Source organism: Paenibacillus sp. Soil766 (assembly GCF_001428105.1).
In the GTDB taxonomy this organism is placed as follows: Bacteria; Bacillota; Bacilli; order Paenibacillales; family NBRC-103111; genus Paenibacillus_E.
Map to the genome: position 1 here is coordinate 42,289 of NZ_LMSJ01000032.1, position 19,066 is coordinate 61,354.

15 protein-coding genes are annotated in these 19,066 nt (G+C 45.3%); all 15 read left to right on the plus strand.

Annotated elements, in window-relative coordinates; genetic code table 11:
* Positions 1-401 precede the first annotated feature (401 nt).
* The 15 genes from spoIID (at position 402) to ASG89_RS23215 (ending at position 18,674) form a co-directional block, all read left to right on the plus strand.
* A complete protein-coding gene (gene spoIID / locus ASG89_RS23145; RefSeq protein WP_057313420.1) occupies positions 402-1,448 on the plus strand; it encodes a stage II sporulation protein D in 1,047 nt (348 codons plus the stop codon).
* 83 nt (positions 1,449-1,531) lie between these two features.
* Entirely contained in the window at positions 1,532-2,269 is a 738-nt protein-coding gene (locus ASG89_RS23150) for a M23 family metallopeptidase (protein ID WP_057313421.1), read from the plus strand.
* Positions 2,270-2,506: 237 nt separating this feature from the next.
* On the plus strand, positions 2,507-2,797 hold the full coding sequence (spoIIID, locus tag ASG89_RS23155; protein ID WP_057313422.1) for a sporulation transcriptional regulator SpoIIID: 291 nt from the start codon (positions 2,507-2,509) through the stop codon (positions 2,795-2,797).
* Positions 2,798-2,971: 174 nt separating this feature from the next.
* Positions 2,972-3,970 carry a rod shape-determining protein gene (locus tag ASG89_RS23160; RefSeq protein ID WP_057313423.1) on the plus strand — a complete coding sequence of 333 codons (999 nt, stop codon included), beginning with the start codon at positions 2,972-2,974 and terminating at the stop codon, positions 3,968-3,970.
* A 28-nt stretch (positions 3,971-3,998) separates the two neighbouring features.
* Positions 3,999-4,892 carry a flagellar hook-basal body protein gene (locus ASG89_RS23165; protein ID WP_057313424.1) on the plus strand — a complete coding sequence of 298 codons (894 nt, stop codon included), beginning with the start codon at positions 3,999-4,001 and terminating at the stop codon, positions 4,890-4,892.
* A 24-nt stretch (positions 4,893-4,916) separates the two neighbouring features.
* Positions 4,917-5,783: a flagellar hook-basal body protein gene (locus ASG89_RS23170; protein WP_057313425.1), complete on the plus strand. Its 867-nt coding sequence runs from the start codon at positions 4,917-4,919 to the stop codon at positions 5,781-5,783.
* 117 nt (positions 5,784-5,900) lie between these two features.
* The gene (locus ASG89_RS23175; protein WP_057313426.1) at positions 5,901-6,122 is read left to right on the plus strand and encodes a DNA-directed RNA polymerase subunit beta; all 222 of its coding nucleotides are present in this window, start codon (positions 5,901-5,903) and stop codon (positions 6,120-6,122) included.
* A gap of 115 nt (positions 6,123-6,237) precedes the next feature.
* On the plus strand, positions 6,238-6,756 hold the full coding sequence (locus ASG89_RS23180) for a CDP-alcohol phosphatidyltransferase family protein (protein WP_057313427.1): 519 nt from the start codon (positions 6,238-6,240) through the stop codon (positions 6,754-6,756).
* Between the two features lie 170 nt (positions 6,757-6,926).
* Positions 6,927-7,355: a 3-hydroxyacyl-ACP dehydratase FabZ gene (fabZ, locus tag ASG89_RS23185; RefSeq protein WP_029195635.1), complete on the plus strand. Its 429-nt coding sequence runs from the start codon at positions 6,927-6,929 to the stop codon at positions 7,353-7,355.
* A gap of 32 nt (positions 7,356-7,387) precedes the next feature.
* Positions 7,388-9,082, plus strand: a complete 1,695-nt coding sequence (locus tag ASG89_RS23190) for a phospho-sugar mutase (protein WP_057313428.1) — start codon at positions 7,388-7,390, stop codon at positions 9,080-9,082.
* 173 nt (positions 9,083-9,255) lie between these two features.
* Positions 9,256-11,307, plus strand: a complete 2,052-nt coding sequence (locus ASG89_RS23195) for a DUF5693 family protein (RefSeq protein WP_321166531.1) — start codon at positions 9,256-9,258, stop codon at positions 11,305-11,307.
* The gene (gene csaB, locus ASG89_RS23200) at positions 11,280-12,401 is read left to right on the plus strand and encodes a polysaccharide pyruvyl transferase CsaB (RefSeq protein WP_057313429.1); all 1,122 of its coding nucleotides are present in this window, start codon (positions 11,280-11,282) and stop codon (positions 12,399-12,401) included. The genes ASG89_RS23195 and csaB overlap by 28 nt, the downstream gene beginning before the upstream one ends.
* A 78-nt stretch (positions 12,402-12,479) precedes the next feature.
* Positions 12,480-13,271, plus strand: a complete 792-nt coding sequence (locus ASG89_RS23205; RefSeq protein ID WP_057313430.1) for a WecB/TagA/CpsF family glycosyltransferase — start codon at positions 12,480-12,482, stop codon at positions 13,269-13,271.
* A gap of 132 nt (positions 13,272-13,403) precedes the next feature.
* Positions 13,404-14,513, plus strand: coding sequence for a glycosyltransferase family 4 protein (locus tag ASG89_RS23210; RefSeq protein WP_057313431.1), 1,110 nt, complete (start codon positions 13,404-13,406; stop codon positions 14,511-14,513).
* Between the two features lie 267 nt (positions 14,514-14,780).
* Positions 14,781-18,674, plus strand: a complete 3,894-nt coding sequence (locus ASG89_RS23215; RefSeq protein WP_057313432.1) for an S-layer homology domain-containing protein — start codon at positions 14,781-14,783, stop codon at positions 18,672-18,674.
* The last annotated feature ends 392 nt before the right edge of the window (positions 18,675-19,066 follow it).

The following is a 19,066-nucleotide window of genomic DNA, read 5'->3' on the forward strand; positions in this document are numbered from 1 at the left end:
CTACCTCTATGACTACCTACACATCTACTTTCACACTATATACAACGTCTACCCACAGCCCTATCTACTCCTCTCGCTGCACTTTATCTACACCGGCCATTGCGCTCACTCTATACCCACAATGCAGCTAGATTCTACGTTACTCTTATCCGCTCTTCTTGCTTCTATGACATGAGATTCGCTGATATGGCCGATTACGGCGATTTTACCTGTAAGTTTTCCATCTATTCAGCAATTTCGGGCATTTCCGGCGAAAATAGATGAAGGTTTTTCCATTGGTGCTCAGCTACCTATCAAATACACTCCGCCTCTTTCGTGTTCTATTCTAGCAACCCCTCTCATAAGCTAAGACATACCAAAATTGCTGCTAGTAAACGCGCTTATGGAGGCTGCTCAGACATATGTTCAAAAAGAAACGCGTGCGTAGAAAAGAAGTCATCCTGTGGATGACTGTTTGCTTATCTTCCATGTTGTGTGTCACTATCATCGTACCTGGTTTGCTAGTCAAGAAGATTCCGACCGACGAGGTGTACCCGATCCCCATTGAAAGCTCAGTCTTGCAAGAGACTAGCACCCAACAAGGGCTAATGATTCCCGTGTATTTGACGAAACAGGCAACCGTGCAAACCGTTCCACTAGAACAGTATGTAAGAGGTGTGCTGGCTGCCGAAATGCCCGTAGATTTCGAGCTAGAGGCACTCAAAGCGCAAGCGATGGCGGCGAGAACCTATGTTGTGCGTAGGGTCATAGAGAAGGACTATAGCAATATGCCAGTGAATGATGCACTTGTGACAGATACGACGGCCCATCAAGCCTATCTAACGGATCAAGAGCTTCGAACAAAGTGGGACAAGACTAAGTACGAAACGAATATGGCTAAGATTGATAGAGCCGTCAATGAGACTAAAGATAAGATACTTACTTATGGACATGTACCGATCAACGCGACTTTTTTCTCAACAAGCAATGGGTATACCGAGAATTCCGAAGAATATTGGCCGTTCGCGAGCCCTTATTTACGCAGCGTGCCTAGTCCATGGGATATTAAGCTATCCTCCCGCTATCAAGAGAGTGTCACGATCCCCTATAAGACGATGCTTCAGAAGTTAGGTGTGGCGAGTATTGCGACGACAGATACAAGTGTCAAAGGTATGAAAGTACTCTCTTGGTCTACCGGACATCGTATAAAAAGTATGACCATAGGCGGCAAGGTGTTCACAGGACGCGAAGTAAGAGAGAAGCTAGGCCTAGCATCCTCTCAATTTGCTTGGAAATGGACGGGAGCTCAAATCACGATCACCACGTTTGGATACGGCCACGGTGTAGGTCTCAGTCAATGGGGAGCCAACGGGATGGCGAAGGAAGGGAAAACCGCGGAGGAGATCGTAACCTATTATTACACAGGCATCTCTATTGAAAATGCAGCCTCTTTTCTCACTAAATTGTGAAACTCGTTCCATGTCTATAAAAATATCTTTCTGTAAGTATAAAACCTTGGAATGTGTCAAGAATGGTTGATGAGGTGATAACCATGAGTGATAATAACAAAGGTTTTCAGAAAGAAGAAGCTCCTAAAACTGTTCAAGGAGCACAAGGTCCAACATCTGCATGGAAGAGGTTGCTTGCTAAGAAATGGGTATTCCCAGCGACGTATGTGGCAGCAGCAGCAATTATCTTAACCTTAATGTGGGTGTACCAGGGAGCAGGAACGAATACAGTCAGCCTAGAAGAACCAGGTCTTAAGGTTAGCAGCAGCGAACAAACCGATAATCCGAAAGCACCAACAGATGGGGCTCTCGCGGTTAACGGAACCACGGAAGCGATGCAATGGCCTGTGAAAGACAGAGCTGCTGTTGAAGTGGCAATTCCTTACTATGACACGAACGCATCCAATGATGTGAAGGCAGCGGCCATGATCGAATACCTCGATCAATTGACACCGCACACGGCAATCGACTTGAAGGCCAAAGATGGCGCAGCATTTGATGTTCTAGCGGCACTCGGTGGTAAAGTTACAGCGGTTGAACAAAGCCCTGTTGTTGGTAAGCTTGTTGAGATTACACACAGCAACGGTTTGATCAGTATTTACCAAAGTTTATCTGATGTGAAGGTAACGAAAGGTGCCGAAGTGAAGAAGGGCGATATCATCGCCAAAGCAGGCACCAACGATTTCGAGAAGGAAGATGGCGTGCATTTACACTTTGAAATACGTCAAGTTAGCGACAATGCAGCCGTTAACCCAGAAAACCTCTTGAACGTGAAGCAATAAGCAGCATTTCCATACAAGAGGCTACAGCCTACATATAGTGAACGGCAGCGGGGATATCCTGCTGCTTTTTCACATTTTTCTTGAACATTTGACCCGTTTAGGCGCTTAAAGCTGATTTCTTATGATTATTTTGAAAATAAATATGGGAAATGAGCTTGTCAGGCTTGGTTACGTAGAATATCTAGTCATGCCCCTCATATACTTTACCAAACTATCTCGAGTAGGGAGGCGAGGGGAGTGCACGATTACATCAAAGAGCGAACCATTAAGATTGGTACCTGTATCGTCGAGACCAAGAATACGGTTCGCACCATTGCTAAGGAATTCGGCGTTTCTAAAAGCACAGTGCATAAGGATTTGACGGAAAGACTACCGGAAATCAACCCAGACCTGGCCAATCAGGTGAAGCACATTTTGGAGTATCACAAGTCAATTCGGCACCTTAGGGGAGGAGAAGCGACGAAAATTAAGTATCGTAAGACCCGTAATCCTAAGCTTTCCGAAGTTCTGGTTACGGTTAAGTCCTAAGATACCCTTCATCCCGAGATGTTTCCTATGTTTCCTTAAACTGGGCGTGTCGAAATTTCACGGAAAAAGAGGAAAACATGCATTTATAGCGAATTTAGCTTATAATTAGAACTGTATATCAGAGCGCCGATTCTTCACGGGATGGACGGTAGGTTTAGGGAGGATTAATTAGAAATGTTCAGCAAGGATATTGGAATAGATCTGGGCACGGCAAATGTGCTTATTCATGTTAAAGGTCGCGGGGTTGTGCTTGATGAGCCTTCCGTAGTTGCTATTGAAAGCGATACGAAACGCGTGTTGGCTGTTGGGGAAGAAGCCTTCCGCATGGTAGGTAGAACACCTGGTAACATTATTGCGATTCGTCCACTTAAGGACGGTGTTATCGCGGATTTTGATATTACCGAAATGATGTTGAAGCATTTCATTGCCAAAATTGGGGGCAAGAATTGGTATTCTCATCCGAGAATACTGATCTGCGCCCCTACCAACATTACCTCAGTTGAGCAGAAAGCCATTCGCGAAGCAGCTGAGCGCAGCGGTGCCCGAGAGGTATTCATGGAAGAAGAACCGAAGGCGGCGGCAATTGGCGCTGGTATGGACATCTTCCAGCCTAGCGGTAACATGGTTGTTGATATTGGCGGAGGGACGACGGATGTTGCCGTGTTATCCATGGGCGACATCGTCACCTCCTCTTCCATCAAGATCGCTGGCGACAAGTTCGATACAGCGATCATGAAGTATATCAAAAATAAGTACAAGCTGTTGATCGGTGAACGGACAAGCGAAGACATTAAGTTGAAAATTGGAACGGTATATCCACATGGGCGTGATCAAGAAATGGATATTCGCGGAAGAGATATGGTTTCTGGACTTCCATTGACGATTACTATTCACTCTAGTGAAGTGCAGGAAGCACTATGGGATCCAGTTTATTCCATCGTCACAGCGGCGAAGAGCGTACTCGAGCGGACACCACCTGAGTTATCTGCGGACATTATTGACCGTGGCGTTATTCTGACAGGCGGCGGTGCATTGTTGCATGGGCTTGATCAATTGCTTGCCGATGAGTTGAAGGTGCCAGTATTGATTGCTGAAGATCCAATGTCTTGTGTTGTTAAGGGCACGGGGATTATGTTGGATAATTTAGATAAAGTAACTAAACGTAAATTTTAATTAGATATCCGATCTAAGAGGTGACTAGATGTTAAGAGGACTGTATACCGCGGCGGCAGGGATGATTTCTGAGCAACGCAGACACGATACCATAACAAATAATATTGCTAACTTGAATTCTCCGGGTTTTAAACAGGGTAATGCCTTGTCGCGTTCGTTCCCAGAAATGCTGATTTCTACGATTCGCGGTGGACAAGGTGCCTCTCCAGCACCGCTTGGGCGGATGAGCTTAGGTGTGTTCTCGGAGGAGAGTATCTCCGTTCACACCCAAGGTGATTTGCAAGAAACGCAGAATCCTTTCGATTTTGCATTGGTCTCCAACATTCAACTACCGGGGATTGCATTTGATGCAACAGGTAAATATGTAAATGGAGAAGGAGAACGAACGTTCCAACCGCAGGCGCTATTTACCGTTTTGAATCCGAATGGCGAGCAGCGTTACTCCTTAAACGGGAAGTTCACTGTCGATGCAGCAGGTCAGCTTGTTAATGCCAATGGCGAACAAGTATTGGGCCGAGATGGACAACCCTTGGTCTTGTTGGATGGAGCCGGGCAACCGATCGCCAATTTCAAAGTAACGGCTAAAGGCGAGTTTATGGACAGTGACGGACGCCCGATTCTGGGTGCGGCAGGCGCACCGATCGGGTTGATGCTTTCACGTGCAGAGAACCCGAATCTATTGCTTCGCGAGGGTAATGGGCTATTGCGTATTAATCCCGGAGATGAAGCGACGATCACGCAAGTAGCACCAGGCGACCAAGTCGAAGTGCGCCAAGGCTTTATCGAGCGCTCGAACGTGGATTCCGCGCAGTCCATGGTAGATATGATGTCGGCACTGCGCGCCTATGAGGCGAATCAGAAAGTGATCCAATCGTATGATAAAAGTATGGACAAAGCAGCCAATGAAGTAGGACGCGTCTAAATCTAGCTTGCGAAGGAGCCAGCCATGAACAATTCCATGATCAACTCATCGGTATCCATGCACAGCTTACAGCAAAAGCTGGATATTCTCTCCAATAATATAGCAAATGTGAATACAAACGGTTTTAAGAAGAAAGAGGCCTCTTTCGAGGATGTGTTGACGAATGTGCAAGCACAGCCTGAAGGGTTCCGTCAGCAAGGGCGCTTCTCGCCGCTCGGTTTTAATCAAGGCTGGGGATCGAGGCTTGTGCAAATTCAGACGAATTTGGCACAAGGCCCGATTCAGCCGACAGGTAATACAACGGACTTCGCCATTCAAGGTGACGGCTTGTTTGAAGTTGCTGTGAGTAAGGTGGACGAGAACGGTAATCAAGTGTTTCAACCCGCTTGGACACGTAACGGGGCATTCAGCTTAACGCCGGATGGGCAGGGCGGAACGGTTCTTACGACGAAAGAGGGCCATTATGTCGCAGACATCGATGGAAGCCCGATTAACGTACCGTCAGGCATTCGACCAGCCGTTGAGAAAGATGGTACGATCAAAGGGTACAATGAACAGGATCCAGCTGCTGCACCCGTAACATTAGGTCAAATCAAGCTGGTTCGTGTCGTGCGACCGCAGCTTCTTCAAGATGTGGGGGATAATTTATACACACTTCCAACGGGGATTACTGAAGGTGAGAAAGCGAATATCCTGCAAGATGTGAACGGCGTGGCTGCAACAGAGGCCACTCGCGTTAGCTTAATGCAGGGTTTTCTGGAACAATCCAATGTTACACTCTCGGATGAAATGACGGACCTGGTTATTGTACAACGTGCATTGCAGCTGAATTCCCGGGCCATCACATCCTCTGATCAGATGATGAACATGGCTAACAATTTACGTGCTTGATCCAAAATAAACGGATACTCCGTCCTTTAAGGACGGGAGCGTTTTATGGAGAAATATAAGCATCGTATAAGGTGAAACTTATACGTTCTTATATTCGTAGAAAGGTAGGGATAGGCAATGGTGGCAGATAAGCCTGCTCCAGTCAAGAAGAAGCCAAGGCCGAGATGGCAGAAGATTCTTTGGCTTATTTTCAAAATTGTACGAATACCAGTGCTGGCCGTTGCAGCGATCTATATTGGTTTATGGGTGGGCTACACGAAGTTCGGCAATCAACCTTCATCAGAAATTTTACATATCAGCACATGGCGGCATTTATACGATCTCGTTTTTGCGAATTAATTCGAACTCCCGCTTGGGAGTTTTATTTTTATGCGAGCAGCGGTATAATGAATAAAGAATTTATCTACCAAATATTGAAATTTCGGATCGGATACTTAGGCGCAGGAGGATTACTTTGAATATACCGAACATGCTCACGATCAGCAGGTTTGTACTAATCCCCGTGTATCTCGTGCTTTTTTTCAATGACCACATCCGAACCTCCTTCATTATACTACTTGTAGCTGGATTGACGGATATTCTAGATGGCTATATCGCTAGAACGCGCAAGCTGATCACTCCGATGGGTGTCATGCTAGACCCGCTTGCAGATAAGTGCATGATGATTGCGGTCATCCTCTCTCTCCTCATATCTGAGATGATTCCTTGGCAGGCAGCAGTGGCCATGTTCATCCGTGACGCAGGCATGATTATGGGCTCCGCCTTCTTTCATTTCAGAGGCAAACTGACGGTTCCAGCGAACGTTATGGGGAAGCTAACGACGGTGCTCTACTATTTCGCCATCCTCTTTATTGTGTTTGAATTCACTTTTGCCATCACCTATTTGTGGTACGTAATCGGGGTCTCTTTCTTAACATCATTCATTTATATTTTCCAGTTTCTTTTATTAAATCGTGGGGCTCGAGCGAAATAACGGCTACTGGCACACCATGAAAAAGAGCCTATGTAAGGGTCTGTCTTACAGACCGTTACATAAGCTCCCCTTATATGAACCTTCACTTCTGCAGGATATGAAGGGACCTTCCTATTGTAAGTAATTCCCTTGTATTTTATACAAGTATTCGAAAGGAGCACGAACGCACGATGTTAGATATTAATCAAATTCAAGAGATCATTCCTCACCGCCCGCCTTTCCTTCTGGTTGACCGTATTTTGGAGGTAGAAGAAGGGGTTAGAGCTGTAGGAATTAAAAATGTTACAATCAATGAACCTTTCTTCGCAGGGCATTTTCCTGGCTATCCGGTTATGCCGGGGGTGCTGATAGTTGAAGCTTTAGCACAAGTTGGTGCTGTAGCTGTATTGTCCATGCCTGAGTATAAAGGCAAAATAGGCCTATTCGCAGGTGCAGATGGCATTCGCTGGCGTCAGCAAGTTGTACCAGGAGATACACTTACCTTAGAAATGACCATCACACGGGTAAAGGGCACCATTGTTAAAGGTCAAGCTGTGGCTAAAGTTGGCGACAAAGTGGTAGTCGAAGGTGAGCTTATGTTCGCCCTTGCTAATAAATAGCCCATACATATAAAGGAGATGAACCTACGACGATGACGCGTGTGCAGAATGAGTATCAATTATGGCTCCAAGATCCAGCTGTCGATGAGCAAACGAAGCAAGAACTTCAAGCTATTCGGGAAGATGAGAGAGAAATCGAGGATCGCTTTTATAAAGATCTTGAATTTGGGACAGGCGGTCTCCGTGGGGTCATTGGTGCAGGTACGAATCGTATCAATGTATACACCGTGGGTCGCGCTAGCCAAGGCTTAGCACAATATGTCAATGGAACAGGCGTGGCTAATCCGGCTATCGTTCTAGCGTATGATTCCCGCCATATGTCACCTGAGTTCGCATTGGAATCCGCGCTAGTATTTGCGGGTAATGGAATTAAAGCGTATCTGTTCAAGACGCTGCATGCGACACCACAGCTTTCTTTTGCCGTCAGGTACCTAGGTGCGACAGCAGGTGTTGTTGTCACTGCGAGCCATAACCCACCAGAATATAATGGATATAAAGTGTACGGGGCAGACGGCGGACAGTTAGTGCCTGAGTTTGCCGAACAAGTTATTGAACACGTACAGAGTATCAATACTTTTGATAAAGTAAAAAAACTGTCTCAGCAAGAAGCAGAAGCGCAAGGACTTCTCGCTTGGTTAGGTGAAGACGTCGATCAGGCTTACATACAGGCGGTTACGGCCGTTAGTCAAAATCCAGACGTCATTAAGGAAATAAGCGATGATTTCCGTGTGATTTTCACGCCGCTGCATGGCGCAGGTAATATACCGGTACGCGAGGTTCTGAAGGCCGTTGGCTTCGAACAAGTGCGTGTTGTTGCTGAGCAAGAACTGCCGGATGCACAATTCTCTACCGTCAAATCGCCCAACCCGGAAGAGCGCGAAGCATTCACGCTAGCAATTGCACAAGCGAAAGAATGGAATGCCGATATTATCATCGGAACCGATCCGGATGCTGACCGCATGGGTGCCGTTGTGAAAAATCCGAATGGTGAATATGTCGTGCTATCGGGTAATCAATCCGGTGCGATTATTGTGAACTATTTATTGTCGAGTATGAAAGAGCGTGGAACACTCCCTGCGAACGGCGTTGTAATCAAAACGATCGTAACGAGTGAGATGGGCGCAGTTATTGCTAACCACTATGGCATTCCAACACTGAATACCTTAACGGGCTTTAAGTATATCGGTGAAAAAATGTCGCAATTCGAGAAAACAGGTGAACACACCTATCTGTTTGGCTACGAAGAGAGCTATGGTTACTTGGCTGGCGATTATGCGAGAGATAAGGATGCGGTTATCGCAGCCATGTTAATCGCGGAAGCTGCGGCTTACTATAAGAAGCAAGGCAAGACCCTGTATGAGGTGCTGCAAGAGCTGTACGAATCCTTTGGTTACTTTTTGGAAAAACTGGAATCAAGAACCCTTAAAGGGAAAGACGGCGTGGAACAAATTGGCCGCATGGTGGAAGCTTGGAGAACGAATCCACCAACCGAGATTAGCGGTACACGTGTAATTTCGGTAGAGGACTACGCACAAGGGATTAATGGCTTACCTCGGGAGAACGTTCTAAAGTTCAAACTAGAGGACGGTTCTTGGTTCTGCTTACGTCCATCCGGCACAGAGCCAAAAATTAAATTTTATTTTGCAGTCCAAGGAGCAACAGGACCTAAGGCTGCTCAGCAGCTAGATGGTATCATTCAATACGTACTTAGTCGTGTAGACGGATAGTGCAATAGGTGTACAAAACCTCTTCAGAACCTAAGCGAGGGATAGCTCGTCTAATTCATGGCTGGATATGAAATCTACCATGTATTGGGCATATTCCCCGTGTTTGGGGGCGGAGAGGTTTTCGAATGTATATGGGATCAGAAAGTAAAATGCTCTAAGGAGTGGACAAACTGGTGAATGTGTATCAAACCTGGAACAACCCGTTAAGAAACATACTGTGGTGGATTGTGATTTTGGGGATGCTGTGCTCCTTGCCGCTCACTTATACACGTCACCAAACTGAAACGTCAGCGAATCAAGTTGAATTCGTATTCGACTATCGTGATTTATTGGATATTGCCGATGTGCAGACCAATCCACAGAACTTTGTGGCCACAGAGTTGAAGAATATGAAAGCCGCGGGCATAAGCTCTATGGCTGTTTACGAAAGTACATTAGGTGAGTTCAAGGAGAGCCGTCGCATTGAGATGTATAACTCCCGCGACGCAGCTATGCTGACCCAAACACTTGGTAATCCTAGTGAGAACTATACCTATGTTCTGTTCGCAGATAACCAAACACAACAGAAGATAGAGCCGCTTATCCAGAAAACATTTGCGGATCTGAAAGTAGGCGTGAAGCCTTGGAGCTTCAAAAACCGGAATGGTCTCATCATTGAGATGAGCATGGATGATGCTTCTATTAAGGCGATGGATCCAGACCCGATCACGCTGCAAATGTTGAAGGAGCAAGGCTTCCAAATCGTCGCGCGGTTAGCGAATCGCAGACCGTTCCATACGAATGAGATGGATGCATTGCTTAAGCAGTTCCATGATCTTGGCGTCAAACGTATCATCGTGGACGGGAATGAAGTCCCTGGGTATACCGAAGAAGATACAGAAGTTAATTTGAATAAAATGGCTGATCTTCTTAATAAAAACGGCATCGGACTCGCAGCGATTGAGTTATTGAAGGAGCCGCAAAAAGGATTCAGTACGTTAGCGAAACAAACGAATTACAATGTTGTGCGATTGCACTCTTTTACAGAGAAAGATGGCGAGAAACTGACAGAGCCGCTGAAGAAAGCTGAGCTTGCTGATCGTGTACAAGGTGTATCAGATCGGCTTGTATTGGCTGTGAAGGATCGCAATATCCGCATGGTGTTTCTAAATGCCAAACCAGTGAAAAGCTTAGATAAAGGCAAACTTGTTGATCCGCTTTCGTCCTATTATGCATCCTTGCAGGGTAAAGACGGTGCGATTCCTCGTATCCAAGACGTAGGCTTTACGTTAGGACAAGCTGAGGCATTCGAAGTACAGACAACAGGTTGGCAGAAGATTGCTCGCTTCTTCTTGCTGTTAGGTGGATTAAGCTTGATTGTATGGATGATTTCCTTCTTCTTGCCTGAATTAACGATTGTATTCTTCGTACTTGGATTGCTTGGTTTAGTGGCTTTACATACGCTTTCGGCGAATTTGTACGCGCAAGGGCTAGCGTTGGCGACAGCCATTAGTGCACCTAGCGTTGCGGTCATGCTGGCCATTCGATCTGTGCGATCCGGTGTTGCAGCGAAGTGGAAATCAGGACTGGCTTATGGGCTGTGGCAGTTGCTACGAACGTCGCTCGTGTCATGTTTAGGTATTGTTTATGTCGTAGCACTATTGAATCATGTCACGTACTCCTTGGTCCTGCAGCAGTTTAGAGGTGTTGGGATGCTGCATTTGCTTCCAATTGCCATAGTTGGTGTGTATCTCTTATTCTTTAGTGAGAATAATACGTATAAGGAAAAGATCGCGAATATTCGCCAATTGCTTTCTTCCTATATAAGTGTGTTGTGGATCGTGATCGCAGGCGTAGGACTTGCGGCAGTCTTCTATTACTTGTCACGTACAGGGAATGAAGGACAAGCTTCTTCCATAGAGAAGTTATTCCGTTCTTTCTTGGAAAATACGTTGGGCGTACGCCCGCGGACGAAAGAATTCCTAGTCGCTCATCCGATCTTCGTACTGGGTGCGTACTTGTCTGTTCGATATCGCCATGCGGTGTACTTGCTGTTCATTGGTGTCGTGGGTCAGCTGTCTTTAGTGGATACGTTCGCTCATCTACACACACCGCTGCACATTTCCTTAATCCGTATTTTCTACGGACTGGTGCTAGGCGCAATCATCGGGTTAGTTCTCATTGCAGCTTGGGAAATCCTCACAAGGAGTTGGAAACGATGGGTACAGCCCCAATTGTCAAAATAGCGTTATCCGGCTACTACGGTTTCGATAATAGCGGGGATGAGGCTGTGCTGCAGTCGATTTTGTTTGCTTTGCAGGAGCAAGGTCAGGCGCAGGGCATTCAGATTGAACCTATCGTGCTTTCAGCTAATCCAGCGAAAACGACCGAGATGTACGGGGTGAAATCTTATCATAGAATGAAGCCAGGTTCACTATTGCGAGCTTTGCGCGAATCCGATGGTCTGATCAGCGGCGGCGGCAGCTTACTGCAAGATGCTACTAGCTCGAAGACGATCCCGTATTACTTGGCTGTGTTGAAAATTGCCCAATGGCTCGGGAAGCCAACGTTTATTTATTCGCAAGGCATCGGGCCTGTGAGCCGGCCGATGTTCTATGGCTGGATCCGCAGCGTATTCAAGCGCTGCGCGTTCGTGTCGGTCCGCGATACGGAGTCCGCGGACTTGTTGGGCAAGATGCGCCTCCCGCGGGAGCGCATCACGGTCGTGCCTGACCCGGTGATGGGCTTGCCCCTCCGTGCTGGGGTTGCTGCCGTGCTGGATGGCAGCGCTAGTGCGGTGCGGACGATCGGCGTGTCCGTCCGCTTCTGGAACGAGGACCGCTCCGAGCTGGAAGCTCTCGCGCGGTCTCTGCAAGAGCTGCTCGCAGCACGCACGGATGTGCAGCTGCGGTTCTTGCCCTTCCACCTCCCCTCGGATGAGGTGGCTTCGCAGTTCGTGATCGATCGCTTGGGCGATCACAAGAACAGGGCGGAGATGGTGCGTGGCATCACGCATCCGCAGGATATGCTCGCGCAGGTCGCGTCGTGCGACCTGCTGATCGGGATGAGGCTGCATTCTTTGATTTATGCAGCCTCGCAGTACGTGCCTATGGTAGGGATCTCGTACGATCCGAAGATCGACCAGTTCCTCCATAGGCTTGGTATGCAAGCGGCCGCATCGACAGCTCGCTTCGATGCTTCGGCATTTGCGGAGGAGGCGCTTGGCCTCCTCGATGCTCGCGAGCAGTGGGCGGCGTCGAGCCGCGCCGCGATTGAGCAGCTGAAGGCGCAAGCGCAGCTGCCCGCGCAGCGAATCATTTCCTTTTACAAAAGGAAATAGTAGATAGATTTTCAACCACATTCCACCAAATGGCAACCAAATAGCAACTTACAACGTCAATAATAAGGAAGAGATATGATGAGCTCGACTTCTGTAACCAATCAGCCAGCAGCACTGGCGTCATTGCAAGCCATACCGAAAGTGCGAATTTACGGTGTGCCAATCTCCAAAATGAGCATGAAACAAACCGTCGACTACTTAACAAAGGTCATTGAGTTAAAGCAGCCGCATCAGGTTATTACGGCTAATCCCATAATGGTTATGGCAGCACAGGATGACCCTTCATATCTGAAAATGATGCAGCACGCAGAGTTGATCGTTCCAGATGGAACGGGAGTTGTGTGGGCAGCTAATCACGTCGGTCAACCTGTTGCAGAAAGGGTGCCTGGCTACGATTTAATCCATGAACTTATGAAGGTCGGGGAGCAGAAGGAATGGAAGGTTTATCTTCTAGGTGCTTCTAATGAAGTTATTCAAGCCGCGGCTGATAAAATTCGCACGACTTACCCGAAGGTAAACCTTGTCGGGGTGAGGGATGGCTATTTCGGAGATGCCGAGGACGCTCAAGTGATTCAAGCGATCAAAGATACTGAACCAGATCTGCTTCTAGTCGGTAGAGCGGCAGCGAACCAAGAGCCTTGGATCGGGAAATACAAAGAACAACTAGGTGTGCCGGTGATGATGGGAGTCGGCGGAAGTTTCGATGTGCTTTCGGGCAAGCTAAAAAGAGCACCACTATTTTTTCAAAAATTACGTCTGGAATGGTTTTATCGGCTTCTTCAGGAGCCGTGGCGCTATAAGAGAATGCTTCTTCTACCGAAATTCGCAGTGAAAGTGATGCGCGACAAAGAGAACGTCACAAAATCATGAAAATATCTTTGAAAATTGGCTGAAAACGGTCATTTCAGATGAATTTAGCAGTAGTATTTGTGACGGAATGGGAGTATAATTCATTTCGGCGGGTGCCTCGCCACCCATGACAAGAGGAGCTGTGAAGAAGACATGTATGGATTATATGCGATAGGGTTTATTGCTGCGTGCGTTATGGCGTTGTTGCTGACACCCCTGGTCAAAAAATTTGCCTTCTGGGTAGGAGCTGTTGATGCCCCGAACCATCGGAAGGTACATACGCGAATTATGCCGCGTTTAGGAGGATTAGCGATTTTCCTCGCGTTCGTCGGAGCTTATTTCGTCGTCTCTCCAGCACTTGATGCCGTGAACTCAAATGCTGCTTTTGGACTTCTGCTCGGAGGCTTTGTGATTGTTGTCACAGGTGCTCTGGATGATCGCTTTCAATTATCTCCCAAATGGAAACTTTTAGGACAGCTTATCGCTGCCTGTATCGTTGTTTCCTTTGGACTCAAAATAGACTTGGTCAATATTCCGTTTGGTGAAACGAACTTGCCGATTGGTTGGTTGAGTATCCCAATTACGATTGTATGGATTGTTGGTGTATCCAATGCAATTAACTTGATTGACGGTCTGGATGGCTTGTCAGCAGGTGTGTCAGGTATTGCAACAACAACGATTCTCATTCTTGCTTTAATGATGAACAATGTCACTGTTATATTGCTTTGCGTGATTTTGCTAGGAAGTATTTCAGGCTTTATGTTCTTTAACTTCCATCCGGCCAAAATCTTCATGGGCGATTCCGGCGCCTTGTTCCTGGGCTTCGCCCTTGCGACACTTTCGATTCTCGGCTTTAAGCAAGCTGCTGTTGTTTCACTTTTAATTCCGATTATGATTCTAGGCGTGCCCTTATCTGATACGTTCTTCGCCATGCTTCGCCGTTATGTGAATAAACTGCCAATCTCGGCACCGGACAAAAGCCACTTGCATCACTGTTTATTGCAAATGGGCTTCAGCCATCGTACAAGCGTCCTGATTATCTATGGAATTGCTGCTATTTTCGGTGGTAGCGCGGTAGTCTGCTCAGTATTTATATCCCAAGATTCTACTTGGGGACTCATTATGATTATAGTAGCGTTGTTCCTCATTATGCTTGTTGGGGCAGAGGCTATCGGTATTATTAGTAAAAGCCGCAAGCCTGTAATCAACTTCCTACAAAGACTAGTAGGTAAGCAGGTACAGAGTGATCGCGTAGGGAAATAACTTTAAAGCAATTTCTAAGGAAATATGAAATCCAGCCCTTGAGGCTGGATTTTTTGTATTTATAAGGAAAAAGTGTTCTTTCTCTAAACATTTCAAGGTGATCTACCGATAAGTAATGTACAACAACTTTTGGCGTTCAGCTGCGTCTAATCATGTAGAATGATGGAAGAATATAGGAGGGATTGTCGAAAGCTAGTATTACATAGAGATTAAGTATTACTTATTGAATACTAACCATATTTAGATAACATAAGGAGGAGCTATCACTTGAGAAATTTTAAAAAGAAATGGGCGAGCTTAACCATCATTTTAGCGATGGTACTAAGTATGCTGCCTGCTATGACCGCAAGTGCGGCTGGGACAATTAACGTTACAAATCTATACACACCAGGTCCTGGTGTTGAACTGACGAGCACCAATGATGGTTTGATAGATCGATTTACATTGAATCCAATTAACGTTGATTTCCTCATCAATGGTATTCCAGATGACCAAATATCGAACATTTTCTATGAAATTTATAATCTTAACACATCTCAAACGAACACAAACTCAACTAACAAAGCTGTGAAGAGCACTTCCAACAGTAATCAAGCGTCTTTTCAGAACGTTCAATTGACGCAAGGACTTAATAGAATTACCATTAAATATGGTACTAGTGGCAGTGTTGCCTCAAGCCCTTCCTACGCTTATTACACACCGGTAACGAATATTACGAAGCTCAAAATAAACGGAGATGACTTCATTGACGGAGGATTTTATCCGAAACAAGCACCTTATACAGGTGTCTCAATCACGGGGTTATCATCAAACGCGACAGAAGTAGAAGCTTCCCTACAAGGTTCAATCTTCCAACCTTCTGCCTTCATCAATGGTGATTTCACGTTTATTACAAATACCAACAGAACCAATGAACTTAATTTCCGTCCAGGCGATAATATCGTGACGTTTGCTGCTAAGAATACTACTAACTTTTATACAGCGACTCGGTCATTTGTCTATGACAATGGTCAGGCATTTGCCTATGATGCGGAAATCAAGTTGTTTGGCGCAGTGGGTGCTTATTCGAAATTAGTAGATAGTCCAAATCTGCAAAGCAATGCTGTTGCAGACGTAGACATCGCGTCTTCTTTTAAAGTACCACTCACATCAAGTGGAGTTACGCAGTATGTTTATGCAGATGTGTCTTCAACAGGAATGGGCGGAACCAACCTTCATATTGACCTTAGGAATGCCACCTCCCCTGTTGTTACCATAACAGGTCTATTGAACAATTCTGCGACTCCGACAGCTACAATTACCAAGGACACCAATAAGTCCAAGAATACAAGTTCTGCAGATGACTATAATATTTATGATTTTACAGGCTCATTACCTGTAAATCCAGGTTCCACCTATCAAGAACTTGTTTTCAAGTTCACGGATATCAATGGTGGTACAACTATTTCCAAATATAATTATTCGTATGTGAATCCGAATCTGCCATACGTGGATCATGTGGGTGTAATTCGAAGAGCCTCTGCAGGAGGCATCGATTACGAAGCTAAGATGAGTGAAGCAGGTACCACGCAGATCACGGACTTCCCCGCTGCGCTCAAAGTGTACACGAATAGTATTGCAACAAAGGTGAAGATTGAATTAAATGGTTTGCCATACACGGTTGGAGCAGATAGCAACGGGTATTTCCCAACTGCGTCAGTAACTACTGGAGGAGTCACTGAAGTTTATGCAACGGTTAATTTAGAAGGACTAGCAGATGGCCCTACGGACCTCAAAATTACTCCTTATTATACAAACGGTGTAGATACTGCAAATACCGCAGGAGTGAAGCAATATAATTTGCTAATATCCGGTGCTCCATATGTCATTATCAACAATATCTTTAATGGAATCGTTGTGAATGCCGCGGCTAAGCTAACTTGCCCTAATAATACAGTTGCTGTTCCGTGTATTACAGGTAGGGTAGTCAATCTTCCTGAAGATGATTATGATGATGTCGAGTATACAATTAATGATAAGCCATTATCAGTCTTGCCAGCGGAAATGCCGACAAAACTAAATAATGGCACATTTACTCTGACAACGGCATTGGATAATATCTTTACCAAAGACGGTAAGTACACGCTGAAAATTTCACTGAAAATTGGCGGCAAATTAATTACATCATCAAGTTTAGATATTTTCATACTTTCCGACGATGTCCCAGCGGTCAATTACTTAAAGCCTATTGAAGCGGATTCTTTCAATCCTGAGTTTATTGCCGGTAGCTTGCCGGACAGCTTTGTAACAAGAGCGGGAACTGTTCAATTCCAGGGGGAAATTCTGAACTCTGTGGTGAATCCTGCGACAGGAATGCCAGGGGCTACACTCTACGTTCGAAAAGCGGCTTCCACAACGCTTACAGGCATGCAAACCATAGGATTGAGCCAAACGCAATATGTAAAACCAGTGCAAAATTTCAACTCAGCTATCTATAATTTAACGGAATACGGTGACTATGTATTTGAATTAGTGGCCGCTAATAGTACATCAGGTTCAACAGCTAATAAACTCATCACGATAACGAGAGAGCCAGTTCCTTATGATTTCGTGGCTCCGAAACGTAATCAGATCATCAAGAATAGCAAAGGTATCGATCAAGCGAATATTAATCAGAATTATTATATGCTTGAAATTTTAGCTGATAAAGCAGACTCCGTTGTGGTAGGTAAGGAACAAGCTATCCTAGACAAAACGACAGGGCACTTCTTCTACGAAGCTAAGAATCTAAAAGTCGGTGCGAATGAAATTAAATTCACTGTTAACCGTGGAACAGGTAAGACGAATGGTAGTATCGTTCTGTTTAACACAGATACAGGTATTGAAGGTGCGTCCTACAAAGCGCCTTTAACCAGCGCGATGAAAATCTTTGACGGCGATATTCAATTGAAATTTCCAAAAGATACGAAGCTAATACGGAATGATCGCACCAATGCAACGCAATACATTACAACGGATCGTCAAATGCTGTTTGGTATCGCCAACAACGATGATGGACGTATCGATAAAATCAATGAAAGTACAGGATGGAAGCAATTACTAATTGAACCGACGGGCCATTTCAGACCTGCTAGTAAACGTTTTTGGGTTGATGCGGGAATTATTCCGTCTACCGCGAATTCGACCAACGCAACGTTACAGCAAGCATTTCTTGGTGGAGGTACTTTTCCAAATACGACGGATCCTAAACTAACACCATTTTATAATCGTAACTACAATGATTTAGTGTTGCCTACAGAAAGAGGTACGTTGACGCTCAAGTATGACGGTAATATTAGAGATGACTCGTGGAAGTACCTGACTGTTTATCAATATGGCTACTTTAACAATGCAACAGGACAAGGACCTGCTACACCTTCATGGAAAAACATTGGCGGTGTCGTTGAGCCTAAATCCAACACAATTACTGTTCCGATCAATTCATTTGGTTATTTCCAAGTTATGTACATGGATGATAGCTATAATGATGTTACAAATCATCCATGGGCTAGAAATGACTTAGACACGCTCTACTCCAAAGGTATTATGAACAGCAAATCACCAGGCCAATTCATGCCGAATGATGCCATTAACCGCGGTGAATTTGTTACCATGCTTGTGAAAATCTTTGATATTCCTCTAGAGAATCTGGATACTCAGCAAACAGGTGTTGGCTATAACAACAGCACATTTGTAGATGTGCAGAGAGGTTATAACCTAGCTGGAAGCAATAGTAACACGCAGTTCGAGCAATATAACTTCTTATATATTGAAGCTGCTGCAAGAGCTGGTATCGTTAGAGGTAACTCCAATGGTATGTTCTTGCCGAATAGTGCAATCACACGTCAAGATGCCGCGGTTATGATTGCTCGCGCAGCCGAATCGAAGCTTAGTGCAGATGAAAGTAAATCATTAGCGAACCTGCAGAAGCTCTTTACTGATGCCAATAGCATTGATTTCTATGCGCTGACATCGGTTGATGCGATCAGCAAAGAAGGTTTAATAGAAGGAAAAGAAAATCTTCTTCTTCAAGGCCAGAAGAAAACAACATTGAGATTTGACCCAATCGAGAACTTTACACGGGCCGAAGCATCAGTGGTGGCTATGCGTGTGTTGAAACAACAGAAAAAGGTTCCTAAATAACTAATGCGGGAATTTTCATTATTAGTTTGTAAGTAAAGGGTAGTACAAACAGACTCAATACCTCTAACAGAGGCATTGGGTCTGTTTTATTTTAATTTCGAAAACGGCAATAAACATAAAGTATTCATGAAACCTAAAGCATACTACGTCGATGACGTAGCTTCTGGAAAATACTTAACAATGAAATGTCGTATAGAGTATCGTATACTAGGTTTGTAGCAGAGGAGATATACGAAAAACTATACGAAAAGCTATACGAAGAGAGAAACAATGATTGACCGAGCAAGTAGAGTTAAAAGTCGCCCCGTTGGTTATAAGTTTTTATAACAAAAACTTTCAAATATTAGGAGGAAACAACCTTTATGAAGAAAACCCTATCCGTAGTTCTTACG

Bases quoted from the DNA above. Each gene is read 5' to 3' on its own strand.
- spoIID (WP_057313420.1), top strand. From the start codon at position 402: ATGTTCAAAAAGAAACGCGTGCGTAGAAAAGAAGTCATCCTGTGGATG.
- ASG89_RS23150 (WP_057313421.1), top strand. From the start codon at position 1,532: ATGAGTGATAATAACAAAGGTTTTCAGAAAGAAGAAGCTCCTAAAACT.
- ASG89_RS23160 (WP_057313423.1), top strand. From the start codon at position 2,972: ATGTTCAGCAAGGATATTGGAATAGATCTGGGCACGGCAAATGTGCTT.
- ASG89_RS23165 (WP_057313424.1), top strand. From the start codon at position 3,999: ATGTTAAGAGGACTGTATACCGCGGCGGCAGGGATGATTTCTGAGCAA.
- ASG89_RS23170 (WP_057313425.1), top strand. From the start codon at position 4,917: ATGAACAATTCCATGATCAACTCATCGGTATCCATGCACAGCTTACAG.
- ASG89_RS23175 (WP_057313426.1), top strand. From the start codon at position 5,901: ATGGTGGCAGATAAGCCTGCTCCAGTCAAGAAGAAGCCAAGGCCGAGA.
- fabZ (WP_029195635.1), top strand. From the start codon at position 6,927: ATGTTAGATATTAATCAAATTCAAGAGATCATTCCTCACCGCCCGCCT.
- ASG89_RS23190 (WP_057313428.1), top strand. From the start codon at position 7,388: ATGACGCGTGTGCAGAATGAGTATCAATTATGGCTCCAAGATCCAGCT.
- csaB (WP_057313429.1), top strand. From the start codon at position 11,280: ATGGGTACAGCCCCAATTGTCAAAATAGCGTTATCCGGCTACTACGGT.
- ASG89_RS23205 (WP_057313430.1), top strand. From the start codon at position 12,480: ATGAGCTCGACTTCTGTAACCAATCAGCCAGCAGCACTGGCGTCATTG.
- ASG89_RS23210 (WP_057313431.1), top strand. From the start codon at position 13,404: ATGTATGGATTATATGCGATAGGGTTTATTGCTGCGTGCGTTATGGCG.